Source organism: Bradyrhizobium sp. WSM4874 (assembly GCF_055811835.1).
Genome location: NZ_JBVVPR010000053.1, coordinates 1 through 24,982, shown reverse-complemented (window position 1 = coordinate 24,982; position 24,982 = coordinate 1). Strand labels below are relative to the sequence as shown.

General features: G+C 58.6%; 15 protein-coding genes and 2 pseudogenes. 11 read left to right on the top strand and 6 right to left on the bottom strand.

Annotation, left to right across the window (positions count from 1 at the left end):
• Window position 1 precedes the first annotated feature (1 nt).
• The 6 genes from AC0L3P_RS34305 to AC0L3P_RS34280 all read left to right on the top strand — a co-directional run bounded on the left by AC0L3P_RS34305 (window position 2) and on the right by AC0L3P_RS34280 (window position 9,066).
• Window positions 2–790 carry an ABC transporter permease gene (locus tag AC0L3P_RS34305; protein WP_473308680.1) on the top strand — a complete coding sequence of 263 codons (789 nt, stop codon included), beginning with the start codon at window positions 2–4 and terminating at the stop codon, window positions 788–790.
• A gap of 198 nt (window positions 791–988) precedes the next feature.
• Window positions 989–3,001 (top strand): carbamoyltransferase family protein, encoded by a 2,013-nt coding sequence (locus AC0L3P_RS34300; protein WP_473308679.1) that lies wholly within the window; start codon window positions 989–991, stop codon window positions 2,999–3,001.
• A gap of 166 nt (window positions 3,002–3,167) precedes the next feature.
• Window positions 3,168–4,142: a nodulation protein NodZ gene (locus tag AC0L3P_RS34295; protein WP_473308678.1), complete on the top strand. Its 975-nt coding sequence runs from the start codon at window positions 3,168–3,170 to the stop codon at window positions 4,140–4,142.
• Window positions 4,143–4,961: 819 nt separating this feature from the next.
• Window positions 4,962–5,798 (top strand): SDR family NAD(P)-dependent oxidoreductase, encoded by an 837-nt coding sequence (locus AC0L3P_RS34290; RefSeq protein ID WP_473308677.1) that lies wholly within the window; start codon window positions 4,962–4,964, stop codon window positions 5,796–5,798.
• Window positions 5,799–6,046: 248 nt separating this feature from the next.
• On the top strand, window positions 6,047–7,801 hold the full coding sequence (gene nifA, locus AC0L3P_RS34285) for a nif-specific transcriptional activator NifA (protein ID WP_473308676.1): 1,755 nt from the start codon (window positions 6,047–6,049) through the stop codon (window positions 7,799–7,801).
• A gap of 407 nt (window positions 7,802–8,208) precedes the next feature.
• Window positions 8,209–9,066, top strand: coding sequence for an electron transfer flavoprotein subunit beta/FixA family protein (locus AC0L3P_RS34280; RefSeq protein ID WP_473308675.1), 858 nt, complete (start codon window positions 8,209–8,211; stop codon window positions 9,064–9,066).
• 407 nt (window positions 9,067–9,473) lie between these two features.
• Here AC0L3P_RS34280 and AC0L3P_RS34275 read toward each other — a convergent pair whose 3' ends face one another.
• Together AC0L3P_RS34275 and tcuC are read right to left on the bottom strand one after the other, a co-directional pair.
• A complete protein-coding gene (locus tag AC0L3P_RS34275; RefSeq protein WP_473308674.1) occupies window positions 9,474–9,596 on the bottom strand; it encodes a hypothetical protein in 123 nt (40 codons plus the stop codon).
• Window positions 9,597–9,620: 24 nt separating this feature from the next.
• Complete coding sequence (tcuC, locus tag AC0L3P_RS34270) at window positions 9,621–10,988, bottom strand: tricarballylate/proton symporter TcuC (RefSeq protein WP_473308673.1); 1,368 nt, start codon at window positions 10,986–10,988, stop codon at window positions 9,621–9,623.
• 24 nt (window positions 10,989–11,012) lie between these two features.
• Here tcuC and AC0L3P_RS34265 point away from each other — a divergent pair, with 24 nt between their 5' ends.
• Window positions 11,013–11,294 carry a hypothetical protein gene (locus tag AC0L3P_RS34265; RefSeq protein WP_473308672.1) on the top strand — a complete coding sequence of 94 codons (282 nt, stop codon included), beginning with the start codon at window positions 11,013–11,015 and terminating at the stop codon, window positions 11,292–11,294.
• 436 nt (window positions 11,295–11,730) lie between these two features.
• On the opposite strand, the gene glmS is transcribed toward AC0L3P_RS34265, so the two are convergent.
• The 4 genes from glmS to AC0L3P_RS34245 all read right to left on the bottom strand — a co-directional run bounded on the left by glmS (window position 11,731) and on the right by AC0L3P_RS34245 (window position 20,876).
• Window positions 11,731–13,557, bottom strand: a complete 1,827-nt coding sequence (gene glmS, locus AC0L3P_RS34260) for a glutamine--fructose-6-phosphate transaminase (isomerizing) (RefSeq protein ID WP_473308671.1) — start codon at window positions 13,555–13,557, stop codon at window positions 11,731–11,733.
• Between the two features lie 209 nt (window positions 13,558–13,766).
• Window positions 13,767–14,759: a GDP-L-fucose synthase gene (gene fcl / locus AC0L3P_RS34255; RefSeq protein WP_473308670.1), complete on the bottom strand. Its 993-nt coding sequence runs from the start codon at window positions 14,757–14,759 to the stop codon at window positions 13,767–13,769.
• Complete coding sequence (gene gmd, locus AC0L3P_RS34250) at window positions 14,731–15,816, bottom strand: GDP-mannose 4,6-dehydratase (RefSeq protein ID WP_473308669.1); 1,086 nt, start codon at window positions 15,814–15,816, stop codon at window positions 14,731–14,733. Before gmd ends, fcl begins: the two co-directional genes overlap by 29 nt.
• A gap of 3,197 nt (window positions 15,817–19,013) precedes the next feature.
• Window positions 19,014–20,876: a hypothetical protein gene (locus AC0L3P_RS34245; RefSeq protein ID WP_473308668.1), complete on the bottom strand. Its 1,863-nt coding sequence runs from the start codon at window positions 20,874–20,876 to the stop codon at window positions 19,014–19,016.
• 1,580 nt (window positions 20,877–22,456) lie between these two features.
• On the opposite strand from AC0L3P_RS34245, the gene AC0L3P_RS34240 reads away from it, so the two are divergent.
• From AC0L3P_RS34240 to AC0L3P_RS34225, 4 genes and pseudogenes are all read left to right on the top strand, one after another.
• The gene (locus tag AC0L3P_RS34240) at window positions 22,457–22,876 is read left to right on the top strand and encodes a DUF7694 domain-containing protein (protein ID WP_473308667.1); all 420 of its coding nucleotides are present in this window, start codon (window positions 22,457–22,459) and stop codon (window positions 22,874–22,876) included.
• A gap of 512 nt (window positions 22,877–23,388) precedes the next feature.
• A pseudogene (gene bioB, locus AC0L3P_RS34235) lies at window positions 23,389–24,240 on the top strand (biotin synthase BioB); the annotation flags it as partial.
• Window positions 24,206–24,517 carry an aspartate 1-decarboxylase gene (locus tag AC0L3P_RS34230; protein ID WP_473308666.1) on the top strand — a complete coding sequence of 104 codons (312 nt, stop codon included), beginning with the start codon at window positions 24,206–24,208 and terminating at the stop codon, window positions 24,515–24,517. The pseudogene bioB and the gene AC0L3P_RS34230, both read left to right, overlap by 35 nt.
• Window positions 24,518–24,640: 123 nt before the next feature.
• A pseudogene (locus AC0L3P_RS34225) lies at window positions 24,641–24,847 on the top strand (8-amino-7-oxononanoate synthase); the annotation flags it as partial.
• Window positions 24,848–24,982 lie beyond the last annotated feature (135 nt).

Here is a 24,982-nt window from a genome sequence, read left to right as displayed (position 1 = left end):
GATGTGGCAACGTTTTGCGCCCGCGCTCCCTGCTAATCCATGGAACTGGATCGCGGTATGGCGTCGCAACTTTCTGGTCTGGCGGAAAGTCGCTCTGGCATCGATTCTTGGGAATCTGGCCGAGCCGATGAGCTCTCTGTTCGGTCTTGGCTTTGGCCTCGGAATAATCGTAGGTGGCGTTGAGGGAACTTCATACATTGCGTTTCTGGCGGCTGGTATGGTCGCCACAAGCGCAATGGTCTCCTCAACCTTTGAAACCATCTATGGGGCTTACGCTCGCATGCAGACAGGTTGCACGTGGGAGGCGGTGCTCTGTACGCCTCTTACGCTCGGCGACATTGTTCTAGGTGAAGTGGCATGGGCAGCGAGCAAGGCCTTGCTCGCCGGGACGGCGATCACGATTGTTGCCGTCGCGCTGGGGTATGCAGAGTGGTCGTCCATTCCCTATGCGTTACCAGCCATCGCCCTCACTGGCGCTGCTTTCGCGAGCCTCGCGATGGTCGTTTCAGCTCTTGCACCGAGCCACGACTATTTCATCTTCTACCAATCACTTATCCTCACCCCCATGATGTATCTGAGTGGCGCGATCTTCCCAATCAGCCAGTTACCGGGTTCATTTCAACGCATATCGGCCTTGTTGCCCCTGACACATTCGGTCGATCTCATTCGTCCAGTAATGCTCGGTCGGCCGGTCGACAGCGTCGGTTTGCATGTGGGCGCACTTTGCATCTGCGCAGCGTTGCCCTTCTTCGTCTCGGCCGCGCTGCTTCGGCAACGCCTGATGCGGTGAGAGGAATAAGGCGTAAAGCGAAGCGCCGCGCGTGCGAGATCAGACACCGGACGTAACGAACGCTCGATTCGCGGCCGACGCTTATATGAACCTCGTTTCGTTGGCGATGCCTGCGGCCCCGCAACGACGTGCGGCCGACTCGCCAAGCGAGCGATACGAAATAGGTCAACAGACCTCTCAGAATGAACGGAGAACAAGATGCTGTGTCTAGGATTGAGTGGCGGGCTTGACAGGGTCTATGAAAACCCGCTGCAACTACCGAACACGTTTCTGCACGACGGCGCCGCGGTGCTCGTCAAGGACGGTCGCGTGATCGCTGCCGTCGAAGAGGAGCGTCTCAACCGCATCAAACATTCAAACAAGCTTCCGAGTAGTGCGATTGAATACTGTCTAGCAGCCGCGGGCGTGGAGCTTCGCGACGTCGATCGTATTGCGTTCTACGCGACTGAAGCCTACTGCAATTCGATGCTCGAACGGTTGTTCATCTCACAACCTGAGATCTCAATACCGCTGGATGCGAATCTCCTGTTGCGGCACCTTCTCGCGGCAGAGTTCGGTACCCAAGTTGACCCTTCGCGGGTGTCATTCGTAGGCCATCATCAGGCCCATGCCGTAAGCGCTTTGGCGATGTCCGGTTTTGAAGAAAGCCTGGTTCTCGCGATCGACGGCTGTGGCGACTTCCTCTCGGGTCTGTTGGCGGTGGGGTCGGGCACCGAAATGACCGAGCTCATGACGTTTCCAGAGACCAACTCTCTCGGACTGTTCTATCTGGAAACGATCCGATACCTCGGCTACGGCCTGTTCGACGAATATAAGGTCATGGGATTGGCTCCTTATGGAGATCCCGCTCGCTATCGAGAGCTTTTCTCCCAATTTTATGAGCTCTCCCCCAACGGTGCCTACCGCGTTCACCTCGACCGTATCGGCCCGGCATTGCTGCGCAATATCGAGGTCCGGCGAAAGGGAATGCCGTTCACGCAACAGCACCGAGATGTGAGCGCTTCGTTGCAGGAGGCGCTGGAGCGGATCGTCTTTCACATTCTTCGGCATTATCGTGAGCAGACCGGAATGAAACGGTTGTGCCTGGCTGGCGGGGTGGCCCACAACTGCACGCTAAACGGAAAACTGCTGTACTCAGGCCTGTTCGAAGACATTTTTGTGCAGCCGGCCTCGCATGATGCCGGATGCGCATTGGGCGCAGCACTGATGGTATCGAACGAGGCCGGGCAGGCTCCGCCCCGTGAGCGACTACAGGCGGTTTATTGGGGGCCCGATGTCGGCAGCGACGACAGCATTGAACAGCAACTGAAGGGATGGACCGGACACCTCGAGATTGAACGGACCGCTGACGTCGCAGCCAGAGCAGCCGAGTGGATCGCTGATGGCGCTGTGATCGGGTGGGTACAGGGCCGGTCCGAGTTCGGCCCTCGTGCGCTCGGCAACCGCAGTATTCTTGCGGACCCGAGGCCCGCGGCAAACAAGGACCGGATCAATGCGATGGTCAAGAAGCGCGAGAGTTATCGACCGTTTGCGCCATCGGTTCTCGAGGAGGATGCGGGCGCGTTCTTTGAGTTGCCGGATGGTCGCGCAGAATATCCCTTCATGAACTTCGTCGTTCGCGTGCGCGAATCCATGCGTGCGTTGCTGGGCGCGATCACGCATATCGATGGTACGGCTCGGCTGCAAACGGTGTCCCGCACGAGCAATGCCGCCTATTGGGAACTTATCAATGCGTTCAAAGCTCGGACGGGTGTCCCGATTCTGCTTAATACGTCGTTCAACAACAATGCCGAACCGATCGTAGATTCCGTTGCCGATGCGATTGCAGCCTTCTTGTCGACCGAGCTGGATGGCCTTGTGATCGGGTCATTCCTCATCAAAAAGCGGGCAACAACGATCGAAAATTGGACTGCGCTCGCTGTATCACTGCCGCCCCATGTATCTCTTTACCGGGTTCGCGCTCATGCGGGCCGAGACCGCCAGGAGACAATCTGCGAGATCCGCATGGGTCACTCCAGCCATGACGGCGTTCGCGTCTCGCATGACCTATTCGACATGCTGATGCAAATCGAGAAGGAAGCTGTTCTTGCCGATCTTCTCGCCAGGGTCACCTCTGACAGGACCAGGCGCGAAGCTCTCCTGAACGAGCTGCGCGGGCTGTGGGATCAGCGTCGTATTCGGCTGCATCCGTCACAGACTGTGCAGTCGTAAAAAGTGCGCAATGTGACACCTCTTGCATGACCTGCCAATCACAGTGCCGTGCAGGATGAGTTTGCGGGTTGAGTGACTTGCGTCCAGGTGACCAGCGTCCGGCGTGGATCGGCATCGCAGATCAGTTGGTGCGCCACACTCGCGGAACGAGAAGGATTTGGTAAACGTGACGAAGGAACGCTTTGTTGTTTCTCGGAGGCGCACCGGCTTTGGTGATTGCCTCTGGTCGTTGGCATCAGCCTGGTCGTACGCGCAGCGGACCGGGCGAACGCTCGCTATTGACTGGCGCGGTTCCTGTTATGTCGACCAACCGTTCAGCAATGCCTTTCCGGTGTTCTTCGAGCCGGTTGAGGAGATCGCTGGCGTGCCGGTGATTTGCGATGACAGGGTCAACCAGCTCTCGTTTCCCGGCCCATTCTTCCCGCCGTGGTGGAATAGGCCATCGATCGACTGTATCAATCGTCCGGACGAGCAGATCTTCCGAGAACGTGACGAACTGACTGAGCTGTTCCAAGCAGGAGACGATAACGAGGCCAACACCATTGTCTGTGACGCTTGCCTGATGTGGCGTTGTGGTGAGGAAGCCGAACGACTGATCTTCCGAAACATCAAACTCAGGTCTGAGATTCGAGCGCGGATCGAGGACTTGTATGAGCAACACTTTAGCGGCCATAGTATCATCGGCGTTCATGTTCGGCACGGCAATGGCGAAGATATCATGGGGCATGCTCCGTACTGGGCCGATTCGGAGCTCGCTCTTCGTCAGGTCTGCATGGCAATCCGTAAAGCCATGGCTTTGCCATATCCAAAGCCTGTTAAGATCTTCCTGTGCACGGATAGCGCACAGGTGCTCGATCACATATCGGGTCTGTTTCCCGATATCTTCGCCGTACCAAAACGGTTCCAGGCCGATCTGGCAGGGCCGTTGCATAGTGCGGAAATGGGAATTGAAGGTGGAGCTTCCGCGCTCATCGACATGTATCTTCTTGCGCGATGCGCCACCGTGATCCGCTTTCCCCCCACCAGCGCCTTTACGCGCTATGCCCGTCTGCTCGTGCCACGCATTATTGAATTCGATCTAAGCAATCCGGAGCAGTTGACCCTGGTCGATAATCCATACGAGCATTTCGCGGCTTCATGAGGTGCCGCGAATCTGAACCTGAGCAATCGTCGCCTAGATCGTCGGCCTGATACTGCTGGCTTCCACAGCATCGGGTTTCGCAACGTCCGCAGCTGAGGGCTGACCGACGCACTGCCGGGATGCAGTGGTACAGCGAATGCCCGGCGAAGCGTAGGCCAATGCCGGCGAGCGTCGGCGGCCTTGTCCCAGGATACGTCGGACCGCGACGTGTAAGTCGACTGGCCGGAGAAAAGGTTAGGGTCCCGGCATCGCCGGGCCGAAACCGCCATCGGTGGCCACGCGGTGAAGAGCACGGCAATGGTGGCCCGGGCCGCCGAGGAATTTGACGTAGCAGACGGCCACGTCAGAATGTCCCAGCAGCAAGGACGCGCGTCAGGTAGACGTACCGCCGTTTCTGCGTTAATCCCTTCGCGGTCAGCTCGTCTTCTGGACGACGGCCTTGTTCATGCGCTGGTTGCGAAATACTTTCGACCGCATCTGATCAACGGCACGAGCCCCAGCCCATCGATGTCGAACCAGAGCCGCATCTGCGGCGGCGCGTCCAACCGAGGAAATTGAACGAACTGGCCATCGATCCTGATCTCCGCACAAGGCAGCTAAACTATTTCCGCCAATTCGAATGAGCCACAGACCACCCCTGGAGTGCGACGCGGTCAACGGGCCGGGGGGGTGACGCGGCGTTGCTGTTGTCGAAAAGCAAACAGGCCAGATGTTCAGAACCTGCCATTTGTCGCAAAAGTGCGCCCCTTATGCCCTGCGTCGCTTTGGCCCGGATCCTGCACCAGGTGCACAGCCGATGGGAGCGGAAGGGAGCCGCGTGTGAATCTAGATCTACCAGATGACAAAGCGGTCGTACCTCAATCGTCGGAAACGGACCCTAGCGGTCCAATTCACGCCGATCGAGCGGGCCGTCCGCTGCGTGAGCGAAAGACGCTGGTATTGACTGGGGCATCGCGCGGTATCGGTCGCGCCACCGGAAAATTGTTTTCGAAAGCCGGTTGGCGCATCATTTCTTGCGCGCGCCAACCATTGGACGCGGCGCGCCGGCCATCAGACTCAGAGGGCGACAGCTATATCGAAGTCGACCTGGGCGATCATCGGATGCTGCCGCGCGTGATTGCCGAGATCAAGGAGCGCCTTGCTGGCGCACCGTTGCACGGACTGGTAAACAATGCCGGCAACTCACCAAAAGCGGCAAACGGTACCAGGCTGACATCGCTGGCGACCTCAGTCGACACCTGGATGAGCGTGTTCCACCTCAATCTGGTGGCACCGATCCTACTCGCTCAAGGCCTGTTCGACGAATTGAAAAGGGCGTCAGGCTCGATCGTCAACGTGACGTCGATCGCCGGCTCGCGGGTGCATCCAGTTGCAGGCTCGGCATATGCGACTTCGAAAGCTGCGCTCGCTTGTCTCACGCGCGAAATGGCGCACGATTACGCCGCGCATGGCATTCGCGTCAATGCGATCGCGCCCGGCGAAATCAAGACGGACATTTTGTCGCCTGACACGGAAGCGCATCTTGTGCCAAAGATCCCACTCCGCCGAGTGGGTACACCCGAAGAGGTCGCCAAGGTCATTTTCTTCCTATGTTCCGATGCGGCAAGTTATGTTACCGGCGCCGAAGTGCCGATCAATGGCGGGCAACACTTATAATTCAATCCGCCCCTAAAGAGCCCCGGCTGTTCTGAGCTTCATCGCTGGGAAGTCATGTTGGTTGGGGTGAATCCGCGCAGCGAGTTGGAAAGAACAAAGCGGCAAAGCTAGTCACTCTAAGTGCTGCCGACGTGCCATGAAGAGGGGTAATCTCTCGTTCCGCCCTGAGAACTAGATGTCAGATCGGCATGCAACACGAATCCAGCAAGTCCGATGGGGAGGATCGAGAAAGGAACGGAGAAGTCGGCATGCTAGACAGCATATCCCTGCGCGAAAAGCCAAACTCAACCTCCGACGCGGACGCTTCCGCTTGTATTGTGCGGTCCCAAGAGAAATCGCTAAGCACGATTGTTGAAATAGCGCACACGCTCACTGGCCTATGTCGGCTCGAGGCTAAGCTGACGAGCGTCATCGAGCGCCTGGGATCGCTCGTGCAGATGCGGCGCGGCATCGTATGTTTGTTCGAGCATGACGGCGGGCCGGAGATCATCGTAGAGGACGGCAGGAGCGAAGACCGCGATGCGCACTGCCGGGTGCGCTTGCCGCAAGGAGCAATCGATCAAATCGTCGCCTCGGGGCAGCCGCTCATCGTGGAGAATGTAGCGCTGCATTCGGCCTTCAGTTCTTCGGAGGTCGATATGCTAAATGGCGGCGGTCATACGCGTGTTGCGTTCATCGGCGTTCCCATAGACGTTGACGGCAAAGTTGTGGGTACGCTGAGCATTGACCGCATCGCGGACAATGGGACGCGTGCGCAGCTCGAGGACGACCTCCGCCTTCTGACGATGGTCGCCAGCCTGCTAGGCCAGACGACGAAGCTGCATTGCTCGTTTGTGCGCGATCGCGGGCGCCTTATGGACGAGGAGTTCCGGCTGCAGAAGCAACTCTCCGAGCTCAAGCCTCATGGGCGTGACCGTAAGAAGGTCCAAGTCGAGGGAATGATCGGCGACAGCCCGGCGCTGCGCGCGCTACTTGACAAGATCGAGGTGATCTCAAAATCAAATAGCACGGTTTTGTTGCGTGGCGAATCGGGTACCGGCAAAGAGCTGGTCGCGAAGGCTATTCACGAGCGTTCAGCGCGCGCCAAACGCCCCTTTATCAAGCTGAATTGCGCAGCCCTCACCGAGACCGTGCTGGAATCCGAATTGTTCGGACACGAGAAGGGGGCGTTTACGGGCGCATTCAACGCGCGCAAGGGGCGCTTCGAGATCGCCCACAAGGGAACGCTGTTTCTGGATGAGATTGGAGAGATCTCGGGCTCGTTCCAGGCGAAGCTTCTGCGCGTGCTTCAGGAGCAGGAATTCGAGCGGGTGGGCGGCAATCAGACGATCAAAGTCGACGTTCGCGTGATTGCGGCCACGAACAAAAATCTTGAAGAGGCGGTGGCAAGGAACGAGTTCCGTGCCGATCTCTATTACCGCATCAGCGTTGTTCCTCTGCTATTGCCGCCGCTGCGGGAAAGACGCACTGATATTCCGCTTCTCGCCGCTCGTTTTTTGAAGAACTTTAACAATGAGAACGGCCGTACTCTGGTATTCGATTCAAGTGCGATTGAGGTTCTCATGAATTGCGGATTTCCCGGTAATGTCCGTGAGCTCGAAAACTGCGTGCAGCGGACCGCGACGCTAGCGCGAGGATCGTCGATCGTAAGAGATGATTTTGCGTGCTGCCACGGGCAATGCCTGTCGGCTTTGCTATGGAAGTGTGGACCGGCGGAAATGGCCCGACAGCCGAGCCCGACAATCTCACTGCCTGCTAGGCTGAGCATGCCGCCAACACAAGCCGTCACACCCGTTCAGCCGGTGAGCAGCGAGCTGACATCGCTGGGGCCACCCGGGCGCCCCGTGGTGGGTGCCGCGAAAGTCACCGATCGCGAGCGCGTCATCGCAGCCATGGAAAGATCCGGGTGGGTACAGGCGAAGGCGGCGCGCCTGCTTGGACTGACCCCGCGCCAGATTGGCTACGCCTTGCGAAGACACGGCATCGAGATCAAATGCTTCTGAGCCAAGCGTCGAGCTCGCTCCTCTCTCTCTCGCTCGGCCGACTGGCATAGGAGAGCGTGGAAAAGAGGCGGTCGCCAGCTCGGATGCATGATGGGATGCTAGCGTTGTGCCTTGGTTGGGATTTACTCGTCGGCGACGCGTAGGGCGTCTTCGCTTCGGCCAGTCTTGTCATCGTCTGTTTGCAACGTACGCGCCCTGAAAATGGCTTTGGCTCGAAGCGGCGCGTGATCGCTGCGGCTCCGTTGCCGCCCCTGAATCCGATCAGCTTGAGATCACGCCGGTGCGTAAAACATCGCAGTTGCGACAACCGGCTCGTTCAGCCTGCATTCATTCCTCGTTGGCGAAATGCCTTGGATGGTATGACATTTGCTGAGTCGGGAGTTGGCTCGGCATCTTAGGAGAAGTACATGCACAGCATCGTCTGCATCAAACAGGTCCCCGACTCCGCGCAAATCCGCGTGCACCCTGTTACGAATACGATCATGCGCCAGGGTGTGCCGACAATCATCAACCCCTATGATCTCTTCGCATTGGAAGCTGCACTCGAGCTAAGAGATCAATTCGGCGGCGAAGTCACCGTCCTGACAATGGGACCGCCGTCGGCCGAAGAATCTCTCCGAAAGGCGCTGACATTTGGTGCCGATCGCGCTGTCCTGCTCACCGACCGTAGCTTCGCGGGCTCGGATACGCTGGCGACGAGTTACGCGTTGGCGAGCGCGATTCGCAACATCGGCAAGGAATATGGCCCACCGGACGTCATATTCACCGGCAAGCAGACGATCGACGGCGATACGGCGCAGGTGGGACCTGGCATTGCAAGGCGGCTCGGGGTCCAGCAGCTCACTTATGTTTCCACGATCAAAGCGTTGGACCTCAAGCTACGGACCATCGAGGCCGAACGGCGCTGCGAAGGGGGCGTCCAGGTGTTGGGTTCCAAGCTGCCGTGTCTCGTCAGCATGTTAGAGGCAACAAATCAAATTCGCCGCGGCGCAATGATAGATGCGTTGCGTGCCGCCCGCACCACAATCGTAAAATGGAGCGCCCAAAGCGCCGGCGTGGATGACATGACTAATTGCGGTCTGAGGGGTTCGCCGACCGTCGTCAAACGTGTTTTCGCGCCCTCCGCGCGAGCGGAGAAAGCGACGTGGGTGGAGGCGGCCGAGCAGCCGGCGCAAGCATTGATCGACGCTATGTTCAAGCGCAACCCTGTGCTCGAAACTGAGCTCGCACAGCTCGCCTCATCCGCGCAAGCTCGCGGTGCGTGAAGTCGCGTCTGATCGAGCGGAGCGAGCAACGACCTCGGTGGTGGTTATGCATTGGCCGCGGCTCGTTACACAGGCACGATGAAACTTCTCGACCACTCCCGCCAGACGAAGAAGGTGAGCCTTCAACCTGCTTGTCCGAGGGCCGAGAGGCCGGCATCGGAGCAGGATACAAGACGACTGGCTACGCTAACGTTCGGCGCTACCTGCGAGAAGACCAGGCCACTGGGGGACTTCACGCAACCCGACGATGAGCGCGCTCGAGTTTTGTGACAGTCGCACAGAATATCAGCGCGTGGAGCTCGCGCGAGGGATCTCAGTCCTCGCGCGAGATCTGCCGTGTTTCACGCGACTGCAAAGTGCGGGCAGTGCACCGTCCGACCGCAGGACTGAATGGAGGTTAGATAGACTCAGCCATCCTCGGTCAACATCGCCGCCAGTTCGTTACTGCCCCAGATCACATAGGAAGAAACCGTGTCGGGCAGAACGGGCCGCTCACCATCGTGAAAATCACCGCAGGGATAGTCGCGCACCAATTTCAGTTCAGCCTTGGGCGGTCAACGTCCCGCGGGCGCGCGCGTGCTGGTAAATTGCGCGCTTACGGCACGGTTAGAGCGCTCGGGTCGCAACGGCTTCGCAACTCTCTTGGTGTTTCCTGGATAAACCGTGAGTGCGGCGATAATGCCGAGCAAAGCCGCAAACATCAACCAGAAACCGGGCGAGGCCTTGTCATCGGTCCGCTCGATCAGCCAGGTTGATGCGAGCGGGGTAAACGTGCCAAAGAGAGCGGCGGCGAGTGCGAAGGCCAAAGAAAAGCAGGTTGTGCGAACGTGCTTCGGCACGATTTCGACCAGAGCGCCCAACATGGCGCCGCTATAGGTACCAAAGTAAAACGAGAACATCATCTCCACTATCAGCATCTTGCCGAAGCTTGGATCGGTTACAAGCCAAGACAACGCCGGATATGCAGTCGCCAAGGCAAGGCCGGCAATGGTCAGCAGGACCGGTTTCCGGCCGATTCTGTCGGAAATCGCGCCGCCAATTGGGTTCCAGATGAAGTTCGTCACCGCGACCAAAAGCGTCACTAAGAGAGTGTTCTGCGAGGACAACTGCAATACGTGCCTGCCGAACGTAGGCGTGTACACCGTCACGAAATAGAAAGTCGTGGTCGTCAGCATCGCGATCATCATGCCGAGAATGACGATGCGCCAGTTCGCAAGTGTGGAGGCAAAGACCTCGCGGGCCGTTGGGTGGTTCTTCATGACCAGAAACTCCGGAGTTTCCTCCAGCGTCCGGCGCAGGAAGAAGATAAGCGGTACGATCAAGCAGCCAAGGAAGAACGGGATCCGCCAGCCCCAAGCGGCAACCATTTCGGCCGGAAGTGCTTCGCTCAAAAAATATCCGATAAGAGCAGCGACAAAGATCGCAACCTGCTGGCTCGAGGACTGGAAAGATGTGTAAAAACCGCGGTTGCCCGGAGTGGCAATCTCGGAGAGGTAAACGGAAACACCACCAACCTCAACGCCGGCAGAAAAGCCCTGCAACAGCCGTCCGAACAGCACGATCGCAGGTGCGGCAATGCCGATCGTCGCATAGCCCGGACAAAAGGCGATGATGATGGTGCCAATGGCCATGATCGAAAGCGTGATGATCAGGCCTTGCCGACGGCCAATCTGGTCAATATAGGCTCCAAGCACGATCGCACCAACAGGTCGCATCAAGGCACCCAGCCAGAACACACCGAAGGTGTTAAGCAGTGAAGCGGTTTCGCTTCCTGATGGAAAGAACGCGTTTCCGATGGCACTGGCGTAGAACCCGAACAAGAAGAAGTCGAACTGCTCGAGGAAGTTGCCGCTCGTGGCACGTAAGATGGCGCCAATGCGCGATTTGGCATTTGAGGCGTGCGCAATGGGCGCTGGTGACATGGCGAGTTTCCTCTCGATTTTGAAATGGCCGCTTCCGGAGAAAATCTCACCGCAGCCGCGTGCAGTTTCATGGCCGCGAATCGGCCATTAGGGCACTGTCGACCAAGCCGTAAGCGCCTGACGTTTCCGGCATATTTTCGGCAATTGCCGCAAACCCTCACAATTTTCGCTCGTTATTCCGCTCGTGCAGCAGGAGTGGCTCTCAAGCTACTGAACCCTCGGGCAATTCTCGGCGCCAAGGTCGGCGACAAGGTTGTTGTCTGTGGCGTGGCCGAAGTTCTCATCAAGCGTACCGATATGCAGTGAAAGGGGAAGAACGAGATCGGTGGCATACAAGCCGCAGCGAGGAGCTCCGTGAGATGTCGTGCTAGAGCAGCTCGCGAGCCTGCGATTGGGGCCGAACTGCGCTATTATCCCGCCCGATCTCCAGCGATGTCGATATGCTCAAAGTTAACCGGAGGTTCCCGGATAGGATTTTGTGAGCGCGCCGGCGATCAAGCGCGGCGCCGATGGCTATGCTTGTAAACAGCCACGTTGTCTTCGAGCGAGGCGCGCCTCGTACTTCGAGTGGCGCTCCGGTTCGTATGTGGTCCAAACCCGGCGTCTCCGTAAACAGGGCAAGAACAGGCACAAGCCTCGGTGGCATCGGGGCCTGGAGCTGGGCGGCACATCGCGAGTCGATCTGACCGCGGCTTGCGCATTCGGAATCTGACCACGACAACCGAGGTCGCATCACTTTGCCTTATTCGACGGTTACCGATTTCGCGAGATTTCGGGGTTGGTCGACGTCCGTGCCCATGAGGATGGCCGTGTGGTAGGCTAGGAGCTGCACCGGAATCGCATAGACAATCGAGGTGAATGTCGCACCCATCTCCGGCAGCACAATGGTCGCGAGTGAATCCATGGATACTTCTGCGGCTCCCCTGGCGTCCGTTATCAAGATAATCTTGCCGCCGCGTGCAGCGACCTCCTGCATGTTCGAGATGGTCTTTTCGAACACCCGGTCGGAAGGAGCGATGACGATTACGGGAACACTCTCGTCGACCAAGGCGATCGGGCCGTGCTTGAGCTCCCCGGCCGCATAGCCCTCGGCGTGAATATAGGATATCTCTTTCAGCTTCAGTGCCCCTTCCATGGCCAGTGGAAACGACGTGCCGCGACCAAGATATAGCACGTCACGCGATTTGGTGATGTCGCGTGCGAGCTTCTCGATCTGCGGCTCGTTGGCCAGCGCCGCTGAAACGAGCCGAGGAATTTCGATCAGCTCGCGTACCAGATCGATGCTGTCGCTCTCCGACAATTCACCGCGGGCCTTGCCGGCAGCGACTGCCAGCGCCGCCAGGACGACCAGCTGGCATGTGAACGCCTTGGTCGAGGCAACACCGATTTCGGGCCCCGCGAGTGTCGGCAATGCTGTCCCGCTTTCGCGCGCAATGGTCGAACTGAGTACGTTCACGATCGAGAGGGTATGCAGACCTTGCGATTTGGCGTAGCGGAGCGCGGCCAGCGTATCGGCGGTCTCGCCTGACTGCGAGATGAAGATAGCAAGATCTCCTTGGCGCATCGGTGCCTCACGATACCGAAATTCGGAGGCGACATCGAGCTCGACCGGAATACGAGCCAGCCGCTCGAACCAGTATTTGGCGATGTGGCCGGCGTAGCCTGCCGTACCGCAAGCCGTGACCGAGATATGTCCGATCTCATTGAAGTCGAACGGAAGCTCCTGCGGCAGTGCCACGCTCTCGCGGGCAATATCGACGTAATGCGCCAGCGTCTGCCCGATCACCTCTGGCTGTTCATGGATTTCCTTCGCCATGAAGTGCCGGTAGTTCGCTTTATCGACGAGTGCCGACGACGCGCCAGAGTTCACCACATCCCGGCGGACGACTGTGCCTTGTGCGTCGTAGACCACGCTGAAGTTGCGGTTGAGCACAGCCCAATCGCCATCCTCAAGGTAGGTGATCAAGTCGGTAAGGGGCGCGAGCGCGATAGCATCCGATCCGAGATACATTTCGCCTTCGCCATGCCCGATCGCGAGTGGTGAGCCCTTGCGCGCACCGATCATGAGGTCGTGTCGGCCCTTGAACAGAATTGCAAGCGCAAACGCGCCCACTAGCCGCGGCAGGGACGCTTTTACTGCCTCCTGCGGCGAGCTGCCATTCTTCAGATAAGACTCGATGAGATGCGCCACCACCTCCGTGTCCGTTTCAGAGGCGAAACAGGCGCCATGCTGTTTCAGCTCCGCGCGCAGCTCCCGGAAATTCTCGATTATGCCGTTATGTACGACTGCAACATTGTCCGTTGCATGCGGATGAGCGTTGTGTTCGGTTGGCTTGCCATGAGTAGCCCAGCGCGTGTGCCCAATCCCGACATGGCCTGAAAGCGGATGGCAGCGAACACGTGTTTCAAGGTTTTTCAGCTTTCCCTCGGCGCGTCGAAGCTCGATATGATTTCCTTTGAGCGTTCCGATGCCAGCTGAGTCGTAGCCGCGATATTCCAGTCGTTTAAGTGAATCGATGAGGCGATCCGCGACCGGACCGCGCCCCAAGATGCCTACAATTCCGCACATGGCAACCAGTTTACCTCAACTTCAAAACAGAGCGTCTCGCAAGACGCGCCTGACCAATTCGCTCGCTATTTATCGACCGGTGTAGTCGTGCCGGCCTTCCATCGCGCACGCGTCACTCGGCGTGCGCGAGCTCAAAGCAACACCGGAAGCTTAATCGAAGTCGCCAGACGATCTGAAGCAACTTTCTGGGAATCGGACAATGAGCGCCGTCAGCAATTAACAGCTGCATGATTCTCTCCTTTGTCCGATTTGGCCGATACCGCTAAGAAGTCCTGGTAGGTCTGCCGCATTCCATCTGTAAGCCATGTCCTCGCGCGCCAGCCGAGCTTTGCGAGGCGGCTGACGTCGAGCAGCTTGCGCGGCGTGCCGTCGGGGCGCGAGGTGTCGAAAGCGATCTCGCCGCTGTAGCCGACGATCTCTGCGACGACGCGCGCGAACTTGGCGATGGTGATGTCCTCGCCGGTGCCGATGTTGATCAGCTCTGCTCCCGAATAGGTCTTCATCAGGTACACGCAGGCGTCTGCCATGTCGTCGACATAGAGGAATTCGCGCCGTGGCGTGCCGGTGCCCCACACGGCAACGCTTTTGGCACCCGCGACCTTCGCCTCGTGGAAGCGCCGGATCAGCGCCGCGACGACATGGCTCAGTTCGGGATGATAATTGTCGCCGGGTCCGTAGAGATTGGTCGGCATCACGCTGATGAAGTCGCTGCCGAACTGGCGGCGATAGGCCTCCACCATCTTGATGCCGGCGATCTTGGCGATCGCATAGGGCTCGTTGGTCGGCTCCAGCGGACCTGATAGGACCGTGTCCTCGCGCAAGGGCTGCGGCGCCAGCTTCGGATAGATGCAGGAGGAGCCCAAAAACATCAGCTTCTCGGCGCCATTGAGATACGCAGCATGGATCACGTTCGCCGCGATCGCGATGTTGTCATAGATGAATTCGGCACGCAGCGTGTCGTTGGCGACAATGCCGCCGACCTTGGCGGCAGCAACGAAGATCACCTCTGGCCGCGTCTTGGCGAACCAGTCGAACACGGCGGCCTGGTTGCAGAGATCGACCTCGCGCCGGTCCACCGTGACGAGATTCACGTTCTCCCGCCCCAGCCGGCGCACCAGCGCACTGCCAACCATGCCGCGGTGGCCGGCGACATAGACGCTTCTGCCCTTCAGCTCAAATGGTGCGTTTGCCACTGGCCACATCCCGTTTGGCATCCGCCAGGTCGCTCGCCATCATTTCCGCGACGAGTTGGGCAAACGTCCGCTTGGGCGTCCAGCCGAGTACCTTGCGCGCCTTGCTGGCATCGCCGACCAGGAGATCGACCTCGGTGGGGCGGAAATAGGTGCGATCGATCCGGAGTACGGTGTTGCCGCTCTTGGTATCGACGCCGGTCTCCTCGATGCCCTTGCCGCTCCATTCGATACGGCGGCCGACTTCGGCAAAGGCAAGCTCGACCATCTCTCGCACCGAGCGCATCTCACCGGTGGCGAGCACGAAATCGTCCGGCTTGTCGGCCTGGAGGATCTTGTGCATGCCTTCGACATAATCCTTGGCGTGACCCCAGTCCCGCTTGGCCTCGAGGTTACCAAGATAGAGCGTCTGCTCCAGCCCGAGCTCGATGCGGGCGACGCCGCGGGTGATCTTGCGGGTGACGAAAGTCTCGCCTCGGATTGGGCTCTCATGATTAAACAGGATGCCGTTGCTGGCGAACATGCCGTAGGCTTCGCGGTAGTTCACCGTGATCCAGTAGCCGTAGAGCTTGGCCACGCCGTAAGGCGAGCGCGGATAGAACGGCGTGGTCTCCTTCTGTGGGACCTCCTGCACGAGGCCATAGAGCTCGGACGTCGAGGCCTGGTAGAACCGCGTCTCGTTCTCCATTCCGAGGATGCGGATCGCTTCCAACAGGCGCAACACGCCAATCGCGTCGGCATTGGCGGTGTATTCCGGGCTCTCGAAGCTGACGGCGACGTGGCTCTGGGCGGCGAGATTGTAGATCTCGGTCGGCCGGATCTGCTGCACGAGACGAATCAGGTTGGTCGAATCCGTCATGTCGCCGTAATGCATCAGGAACGGCACATTGCCGAGATGCGGGTCCTGGTAGAGATGATCGATCCGTGCGGTGTTGAACGAGGACGAGCGCCGTTTTATGCCGTGCACGATGTAGCCGAGCGACAACAGGTATTCAGCAAGATAGGCGCCGTCCTGGCCGGTCACGCCGGTGATTAGAGCGACCTGCCGTTTGCTCTCTTGGTTTAACAAATGATTCCTCTGCGCAGGCTAATGTCGTTCCCCGATCGACGACGTCAATCGCGTCTGGCTCTTCGAAATGCGGAAGCGTCACGCTCTCGAACTGCCGAAGTGTGGACCTCTACAGGTATTGCGTCGATTGCTCAACTGTACGGAGGTAAACCCTCCACCTCGAAAGAGTTTTGAAGGACTATACGAAAGTTTGTAGTCCGGCAGAGTTTGTTCGGCCTTCGTCAGGCGCTTCTCTATTGCTTGGGGGGCCCAATGAATTGCAGGGCAGCTAAGAGGTAGCAGACCATTTGGTCGAGAAGCGTTCTACAGTCTCTCCGTGCTCAGCTTGCGCGTCGAGCCAGGGAGTGTCCCTCATTCCTTGTCCTTGCCTAGAAGTTTTCTAGTCTTGCTGTTCATCCAGGTGCGACTGCGAGCAAGCCGGCGCAAGCAAAGCCTTGAAAGTTGTTCTCTGTCGCGCAGTCCGTATCATCGATCAATTCCTGGACGATCGTGTTGGTGGTCGGACAAGCAAAGGGGAAGGCGCGCATGTTGCAGCCCCGCGGCAGAAACACGCGGGATGAGCTGATCGTGGAGGGAGCCGACTCGGGCTGTTCAAGCACGCGCCGCCTGCTCGAATGCGCCAAAAGGGGCGTGAGCTTAGAGGCGCGCCATCGAAATGGATCGCTGGCTTATCGGGTTTGAACGCCGCGTAGCGCTCAATCAAGGTGCCGAGATCAATCTTCGATCGCTCGCGTGTCTAAACTTCCACATCATTTCCGTTCCAAGGCGATCACATGAGGTTTCCAATGCTCGTTCGTCGGGTGTTAAAGGGCTCGTTGCCTGCATCGGCGTCGGCCCTGGGGCAATCGTCCGGCCTGCATCTCGAGCAGGCCCAGCTCGCGGAGCTAGCGGCAGCTCTCTTGCTGCCGCAATCAGCCGCTATCCATGCCGCGCGCTCGTCCCGGACTACTCGTTGTCTTCTAGTCTGCTTTCATTCAAGGACGGGCGCGTCCGTCCGACCATGGCATGACGTGCATTCGGACATGGTGATAAGCGCACCATGATGACGGCTTTTGGCGCAGTCCCGTCACAATTGGTTCCCCGCACATATACGCTCTTCCAGGATCGCCATTCTTGAAGCCAACAATTGCCCGACATTGGCCCTCACAATGGTCGACGAGCAACACCGTGTTGGATCCATCGGGTCTTCTCACATCACCGCTCCAGGATAGCGCATCAATCTCGCAGCGGCTCGTTGGCACTTGGCGCTCGCAACCGTATTTCGAAGTCTCCAATGCTGGATTGGTCCTTCTTACATCTGGGCAATCGTGACGTCATGCGACTTGACGATTTGCGTAGACAGAACAGGAACAGCGTCCCTTCGTACTCAGCGCGATTCCTCAGCCGCTTTGGCAGAACACCTCTCATCACACGCGATCGGCTTGCTTCGCTTTTGTCCACAGGAATTCTAGGGCGAGTGACGATTGGAGCCACCTAGCAGGGGCACTCTACAATCTGACGCTACGTACGATTCAATCCCCTGCGGGGATTATTGCGGGAATATCTCACGCCAGGAGCCAGCCGCGACGGGAGGAGGGCGGGAGGCGCTGCGCCAAAGCGGCTGGCTTTCGCTATTCGTCCTCCGCGGAATTGCGCAGCCAGGGTCTGCCCAAGTGTGCCGGCATAGCTACGCCGCGGCGGTGAGGCGGCTGGTCGTGCTACGAGCGACCACGCGTGTCAATGAAGTTCTTGTAAAGGTCCATGGAATAGGAGCGCGCTCGCCGGCCGAATCAAGCGTCCATGGCGAGGATGCTCTGTGGCATCTGTGCGAATTGGCGCCTCGTCTATCCGGCCGAGCTCTCCCGCTACACTGTCTGGGTGGGGCTGTTTCCCGGGATTTCTCGGGGCTGGTGCCGCGGGGCAGAATGGGAAACGAGATCCATCGGCAGCGGTTATTCTGGTCAATGAGTGCAATTCCCGCCAAGGCACTGAGCAGTGACTTTGCCGTTCCAGACAAACTTTGGACGATGGACCTCGAAAGGCGCCGTCAGGTGCAGGCCGCGTCAGGTCAACGATCATTGCGGGTTCGATCCATGTGGGGGCCGTCATGCGTTGGAAGACGGCGCCCAGCGGTGCTCAGCCCTGGACCCGTTCAGAGCGTCGCGGTTTAGGTCCGGATTGGTGCGTTTGCTATAATCGTGGCTGGTCTCCAACAGTTGCTATGGGCGCGTGCAACTCCAGAGCGGCCAGGGAAAAGGCAGTAAGTCTGCCGGCAATCAAACGGCTGTTGGAACGAGCGGCGCAGCCCATGCTCTCTGATCGCCGGGCAGGGCCTCGTAGGCGGCGCCGATCGGCGCTCCTCCCCATTCATCTTGAGGCGCGAGCGACTGTTAGGCCGGCATTCTCCAGTGCATCCAAGATCCTATCAGCAACCACCCGGGGATCGCGCCGGTCCTCTATGCTCACGCTACAGGCCAAGGTAGCTGCCATGATCGCGTGAGCCGTTTTGCGCTGGAGGCTGTTGTACTCGGCATACTCGCCGCAAGTGTTGCAGGTGATCACTGGTCGGCCGGTCCAGGGATCGTGCATTGCGATCTCGCACCAGTTATCTCTGTGACATTTCTGGCAGAGCATAATTAGAGAGTTCCCTGTGATTTGAGCTCGCGCTACATGGTCGTCAGTTGAACGACTGCTTGGCATCCAAAGCTGCAGAAGCCACTGCACTCTGGAGGCGCTGTTGCCGTCCCGAAAAACACGATGGACGCGGGCTCGGAAGCAATCCGCCCGAAAGGGCTGCGGCGTGAGCGAACACTTGATGCATCTCTGCCGAGAGCGGCGGCGATGACGCCGCCTCCGTGCTCTTCTGGAAACGCCGTTGAACGCAGAGCGCCGAGCATCTGCAGAGATCTGCAGCGGCCGTTCAATGTACCATTCGACATAGTGCCGCCCGTCAAAACCTCGCTACTCACTACGCGTGGATCATTGCCTCGATGGCTAAAAGTACGACCAGAAATCCGCCCCGCTGAACGAGGTTGCGAGCCCATCTCGTCGCCTATCACGATCACCTCGCGCCTAAAAGTGTGGTGCCGTTGGTCGCGCCGCTTGCTCGCGTGATCCTGCATTGAGTTATCGTCCTTTGGACCAGCGCAGCCCTTCGTGCCTTACGAGCGGTGTACAGCCGTGTTCCGTTTGCTTCAAAACGCCGCATGTGATGGTGTTCATCGTCGGTCACCTAGCGCTGTCCAATTGCCGATAGCCGCAGCGGCTCGATGACAGATCGCCACTTCGGGCCACTTGCCTAACCCATTCGCCAAGTGTGCGAACTCTTGCTCGGTGAAACGCGCAGTCCCGGTGAGGCGGCGCAGGACCTCCTGGGAGATCACGACTGCGACTTCGCGAGAGGTGACCTCCTTCGGCCAGTGACTGAACGCACGCATGAGCTGAGCAAGCTCCTGCTCGCTAAAATCACAAACCTGGAAAGTGCGGCGAAGAATCTCCTCCGCGATGGCTACCGTCGCATGGCGAGAGACCTCCTCTTGTCGCCATTTGCTGAAGCCGTTGGCGAGGATCGCCAGTGCTCGACGCGTAAAATGGGAAAGCCGGTCGGAACGGCAGGCCCGAGAAAGGACCTCTTGCGCGATCGCAGTCTTAGCTTCGCGCAGCGGAACTTCCGTTGGCCATTTGCTAAAGCCGTTCAACAGAATAGCCAGTCCTTGCTGCGTAAAATCACAGAGCTGACCGGCCCGTCGGGCACGGTAAACGACCTCCCGGGCGAGCGCAGCCGTCCCGTCGCGAAGAGACAGCTGTTGTGGCCACTTGCTGAACCCATTTACGAGGTTTGCCAGTGCCTGTTCAGTAATGCAGGAGACGCCGTCGGCGCGGTCACAGCGGGCGAGCACTTCACCGGCAATTTCAATTGTGGCTTGGCGGCAGCTCGGGTCCTGCCGCCATTTGCTGAAACCGTTTACCAGCATCCCGAGTTCCTGGTAACGAAAATAAGAGAGGCGCTCGGCACCGCGAGCGTGACGGATGACTTGATCCGCGATCGCGACGCTCGCCGCGAGACAGGCAACCTCCGCCGTCCATTTGCTGAAGCCGTTTACCAGACTCGCCAACTCATGGTGATCGACGGAAAGCCCGCGACGAACGAGTTCTCCTGCAATCTTGGCGGTGGCTTGCCGAGGCGCGAGCTCGCCCGGCCACCTGCTGAATCCGTTTACGAGCTTAGCCAGACGCTGCTGACTGAAATCGGAGAGCTGATCGGAGCGGCGGAGAAGTTCGTTGCTGATCGCGATCGCTGCCTTGCGACAACTGGAATCTTCCGGCCGCTTGCTAAAGACGCTGATCAGATTCGCCAGGTGTTCCTGGGTAAAATCGGAGAGTCGATCGCTTCGGCGCACAAGCTCATCTGCGATGATCACAACTGCCGTGTGAAAGCGTTCCTCTCCTAGCCATTTTCCGACGCCGTTCACGAGCATTGATAGATGCCGCGGGGTGAGCGCTGAGAGGCGATCATCCGAACGCGTCCGGCAAGAAATCTCAGTTGCGATCCTGAGAGCGGCTTCACGAACCGCCGGTTGATCCGGCCACTTGCTAAAGCCGCTTATCAGCAATGATAGGTGCTGGCCGGTTAGGTCCTGGAGGGGCTCGCTCTCGTCGCGGCAAACTTCAGCAATTCTGATCATGCCATCGCGGCAGTCGGAAGACCCAGGATGGCGGCCAAATGAACACGCAAAGAGCGAAAGTGATGTGAAGTCGACTTGTTCCATCAGTGCGTTATTAAGGCGGGAGAGCTGAGCCGCCAGAGCTTTGGAAAGATCGGTACCTGCCTGACCGCCAGACTGCCGGCTGAGCGCATCACATATTGTGGCGTATTTCGATGCTAGCTTGAGGCGGATGTCTTCCTCGAATCGTGGAACAAATACGATCTTGAACGCAGTCGCGGCCTTTCGCAGGAAGCGTGCGCGATTTGATCTCGTGAGCTGCTTGGAATCGTCGAATAGTGAACCTGAGAATGCGCGCACGTCCTGACAACGGCAAGCGTCGCTGATCGTTGCGAGAAGCTCATCGAGTGTGGCCATCGTTCGATTTGGTGGCTCTGAGTGTTCCGCGCGAACGTGCTGCTCCAAGCGGAGGCGGTCGAGTGAGACTGCTTGTCCAGGGCGCGTCATCTGTCGACCCTTCCCCGACCAGGATCTCGAACTGAAATCGGATCGCGACATTGCTCACGCAAGCTGACTGGAGTTCGGACAGGTAGCGCTGGTGCCCTCACACCGTATATGTCTGCTGCACAGGCCACGTGCGTCCCGTCTGTAAGTCGTCGCTCCCAAGCCATCGGCAGGCGATCGTGGACGCTCGCTCGCAAGAAGACCCTACAATCTGACGCTGCGTCCGATTCAAGCCATTTATGTCGAGAGCCGCGCATTTCGCGCAGAATTCTGCGTCAGCGGCCGGTGAAGCCAAATCTCGTCCATCATGCTCCGTTCGCGTGGCCTTTCCAATCGGCCTTCTCAACCGAGGGATTTCAGTAAAGCTTACTCGCCGCGCTTACGTCTCTTGCCAGCGGCTTGTAGCATGTCGGACATTAACAAAGCGAGTGGCAGCGCTGACGGCAGATGAGGTGCTTTTGCGAAAGCCAGCCTACGGGATCTTACGTAGGGGCCGTGTCGCATTTTCTTGATCTAAACATTGCATCCTCTTTTGCATGAAGCAGAAAAATCTATTGTCAGACGCCAAACATTGGCGAGGCCGTGCGGAAACGACCCGACTAAGAGCGGAGTCGATCGAGGACGATACATCTAGATGCAGGCTCCTCAAGGTCGCTGAGGAATATGACAAGCTGGCTCGCCTCGCGGAGAGGCGGCAAAGAAGCCAGCTTGACGGGCAGTTCTGATCGCTACCGGAGCGAACTGTGACTGGCGGCCAGCGAAGTCTCTCCGTGTTGGAGCTCGAGGCACTCTAGGGCTGAACTGCGAAACTTCGTCACGCGTTCCCTGGCCGTGGATCCATTGTGACCGGCCACATAGATGACGCATTGACGGTGTCTCAGGCGGTAAGCCGGCTAACCGCTCGACATGAAAAGGACTGAGATGAAAGCCCACCGTCAGATCGTCGCAAGAGCAAAGTCTCTCGTTGACGAACTGGCGAGACATTGGCGTCGCTTTGCATCATGTGCTGAAGCCGATGACGTTTGTTTGGTGCCAAACTAGCCGGTTCGCCGGATCATGCCGCGCCAAATGGCCTCCGCCGCCATTGTTGCTCTGAGGCGTTTCAGTCGGTTCTGGCATCAAGCACGGTTAGCCCAACGCCATACCTTGCGGACTTGTTTAGGCGAAGGGGCGGCAGCAGCTCCTGCAGGCCCGGCTTGCCGCGACAACCATCGTAGATGTCTGTGCCGATTGTCTGCATGAGGCAAGTTCGCAACGAAGGCACGAATGACGAGAAAATCCAAGGAAAGATCAGATGTCGAAAGATAAACTGCAGGAGAAACTCTCCGCTGGACGATCCGGAGAAAGCCGATGTTCGTCTTCCAACTAAGTTCGGTGCAGATGGTCCGCAGTAGTTGGGATTGCCCATGCCGGCGCGGCGGCCGGTCGATGTATGAGTCGGACAACACGAGTGGTGCCGGATTCGACCCTATCGGTCAAAAGAGGGAGGAGGTGTGAGGAAGCAAATTGTAGAAAGGCTCGAAGCGGGACGCGTGCGCGATGGCCGGTTCGCCACCGCGCCCGGATCTGGTCCTTCCGGTCTCTTCTTCGTGCAGGGGCCTTGTGGCTGCCAGCTCAAGATCATCGGCTTCGTTCGTCCGGGATGGGAGCATGTCTCTGTGTCGACGCCACGGCGATCTCCAAATTGGGAGGAGATGTGTCTCGCCAAAGATCTGTTTTGGCATCAGGAGGAATGCGTAATGCAGCTGCATCCTCCTCAGTCACAGTATGTGAACAACAGTCGCTATTGCCTGCATCTCTGGAGGCCGACCCGTCAGGTCATTCCGATGCCTCCGTCAGCCTTCGTGGGCATCGTCGGGCTGGGGCCGTCCGAAGCGGCAATTCTGTTTGCGCAGATGCGTGCCATGTCTTAACGGATCCGGCCGCATCGATGCCAACTCGAGCCGCGGCACGTAATCGAGAGCGCAGTGGCGCTGGAGCCTAGGCGGCCACAGGCCCGCCAAGGGCCCGCGGGCACCACTCTGCGCACCAAAGGCCGCTGCGCTTCTCGAAGCGGCAAGGCACGCCGCAGAATCGGCTCGTCTATTGTGCGCAATGTGACGCGCATAACAACGCCAGCGAGGAATCGGCCAGGTGACGAATTAGAGCGGATCGGTCGATCCGGTACACATTGCGGGCGGCCAAATCCTCGCATCAGTAAAGGACCTACGGGGCGCAACTACGTACGCATCGGCTAGTGACCTGGGTGAGGCGCGTCGGGCAGCGTTGTTGCGCGTGCCTCGATGCTGCGATCAAATCCTGGAAGGCGGGCCGGCTATTAGCCTGATATGCGCGCGATGGCCCGCGCAACTCGGCGATATTTCTCCTTCAATACCGGGCAAGCGTGTAGTTTCCGGAGCTGCGCATGTGGGTGTTGTTTGTATCCACTGGACTGAAGGCGGCTCGCTTGATGGATCGGTCTGACGTGGTCGCCGCCGCCTAACGGGCCAAGGCCGCCGGGGCGACCCGCTTCTGCGTGGCCGGTTCCTTGCGCAATCCAAAGGACCGCGACCTCGATCAGGTCTGCGATATGATTGCCGCCGTTAAAGATTGTGGCATGGAGACGTGCGTAATGCTCGGCATGCTCACGCCAAAGCACGCCGCACGGCTCGCCGACGCCGGCCTCGATTTCTACAATCACAACGTGGACACCTCGCCTGAGTTCTACCGCAGCATCATCACGACCGGGACCTTGCTAGAGCGAATCGACACTCTTACGCCCGTGCGCCAGGCGGGCATCAAAATCTTCTGCGGCGGAATTATTGGCATCGGTGACGACGCCGAGAACCGTCTCGGCATGCTGCGACTGCTCGCCAATCTTCCGAACCATCCGGAAAGCATCCGGATCAAGCTCTGGAACGAGGTGAATGGCGTGCCGGTGAGGTTCACGGCGGAGCGTCCCGATCCGATTGCACTGGTGCGCCTGGTGGCGACCGCGCGGATCATGATGCCCAACAGCGTCATACGGTTGGCCGCCGGGCGTCAGTACATGACTGATGAACTCCAGGCCCTATGCTTCTTGGCTGGTGCGAATTCCATCTTTGTCGGCGATGTGTTGCTGACGACCAAAAATCCGCAAGTTGACCGCGATGCAAGTGTGCTAGCCCGGCTCGGTATTATGTCTGACCCGCTTAAGTCATCCAGAACAGGGGCGTGCCGCGCGCAAGCCATCAGCGTAGGTAAAGAAATGCAGATTGCCCTGATTGAAGGGAACGATTCATTGCGCCTCGGTCACTGAAACCGACCTGCACTATGAAGGCTCGATCTCGATTGATCGCGCGCTGCTGGACGCGGCCGGTATCCGATTAACGTTCGCGTCGAACTGTACAACCTTCGAGACGGGAACACGCTTTGCAACGTTTGTGACAGAAGCGCCAGAAGGGTCCGGCACCGTAGACGTAAACGGTGCGGCGGCGCGACTGGCGAGGCCCGCAGATAAGATAAGTATCGTTGCATACGCGTCACTTGACGAGGAGGATGCGGAGCATCTTCAGGCCGCGCATTGTGCCGGCTGATCGAGAAAATCCGATCCTACAAGTTTGACCCAACAATCCAACGCGGGAAGACCCTGTCCGGCCAGCTGGGAGTTTTGTGGCGTCCATCGTTGCTCAGCGAATGATGAATGATTCCGTCATTGCGGGTATGTTGCTGTGCTGACAAGGCTGTCGCAACAAGACGACCTGCTCGTCCGTGATTCGCTGGTTCACGCCAATATTCATGAAGGAGCGCGAACGGGCCGAGCTGCGTTTCGAATCAGTGCCCATAACAATCCGCTGGCTATCGAAAGCGCAATTTGCGACTGGCGCCCCGCCGCAGGAGCCGGGCGGGTCTGGATCGTAGTTGACGTGCCCCCGCCAAATTAGGCCAGTTTGAACTGGAATTTTCCACTTATGATCCCCTGATGGGGAGAGGAGAATTCCATGAAGGCATCGAAGTTTTCAGAGGCGCAGATTGCATTCGTGCTGAAGCAGGCTGAAGAC

Bases quoted from the DNA above. Each gene is read 5' to 3' on its own strand.
- glmS (WP_473308671.1), bottom strand. From the start codon at position 13,557: ATGTGCGGAATTGTAGGCATCTTGGGGCGCGGTCCGGTCGCGGATCGC.
- AC0L3P_RS34280 (WP_473308675.1), top strand. From the start codon at position 8,209: ATGCACAGCATCGTCTGCATCAAACAGGTCCCCGACTCCGCGCAAATC.
- tcuC (WP_473308673.1), bottom strand. From the start codon at position 10,988: ATGTCACCAGCGCCCATTGCGCACGCCTCAAATGCCAAATCGCGCATT.
- AC0L3P_RS34245 (WP_473308668.1), bottom strand. From the start codon at position 20,876: ATGGCCACACTCGATGAGCTTCTCGCAACGATCAGCGACGCTTGCCGT.
- AC0L3P_RS34305 (WP_473308680.1), top strand. From the start codon at position 2: ATGTGGCAACGTTTTGCGCCCGCGCTCCCTGCTAATCCATGGAACTGG.
- AC0L3P_RS34300 (WP_473308679.1), top strand. From the start codon at position 989: ATGCTGTGTCTAGGATTGAGTGGCGGGCTTGACAGGGTCTATGAAAAC.
- fcl (WP_473308670.1), bottom strand. From the start codon at position 14,759: ATGTGGCCAGTGGCAAACGCACCATTTGAGCTGAAGGGCAGAAGCGTC.
- nifA (WP_473308676.1), top strand. From the start codon at position 6,047: ATGCTAGACAGCATATCCCTGCGCGAAAAGCCAAACTCAACCTCCGAC.
- AC0L3P_RS34265 (WP_473308672.1), top strand. From the start codon at position 11,013: ATGGCCGCTTCCGGAGAAAATCTCACCGCAGCCGCGTGCAGTTTCATG.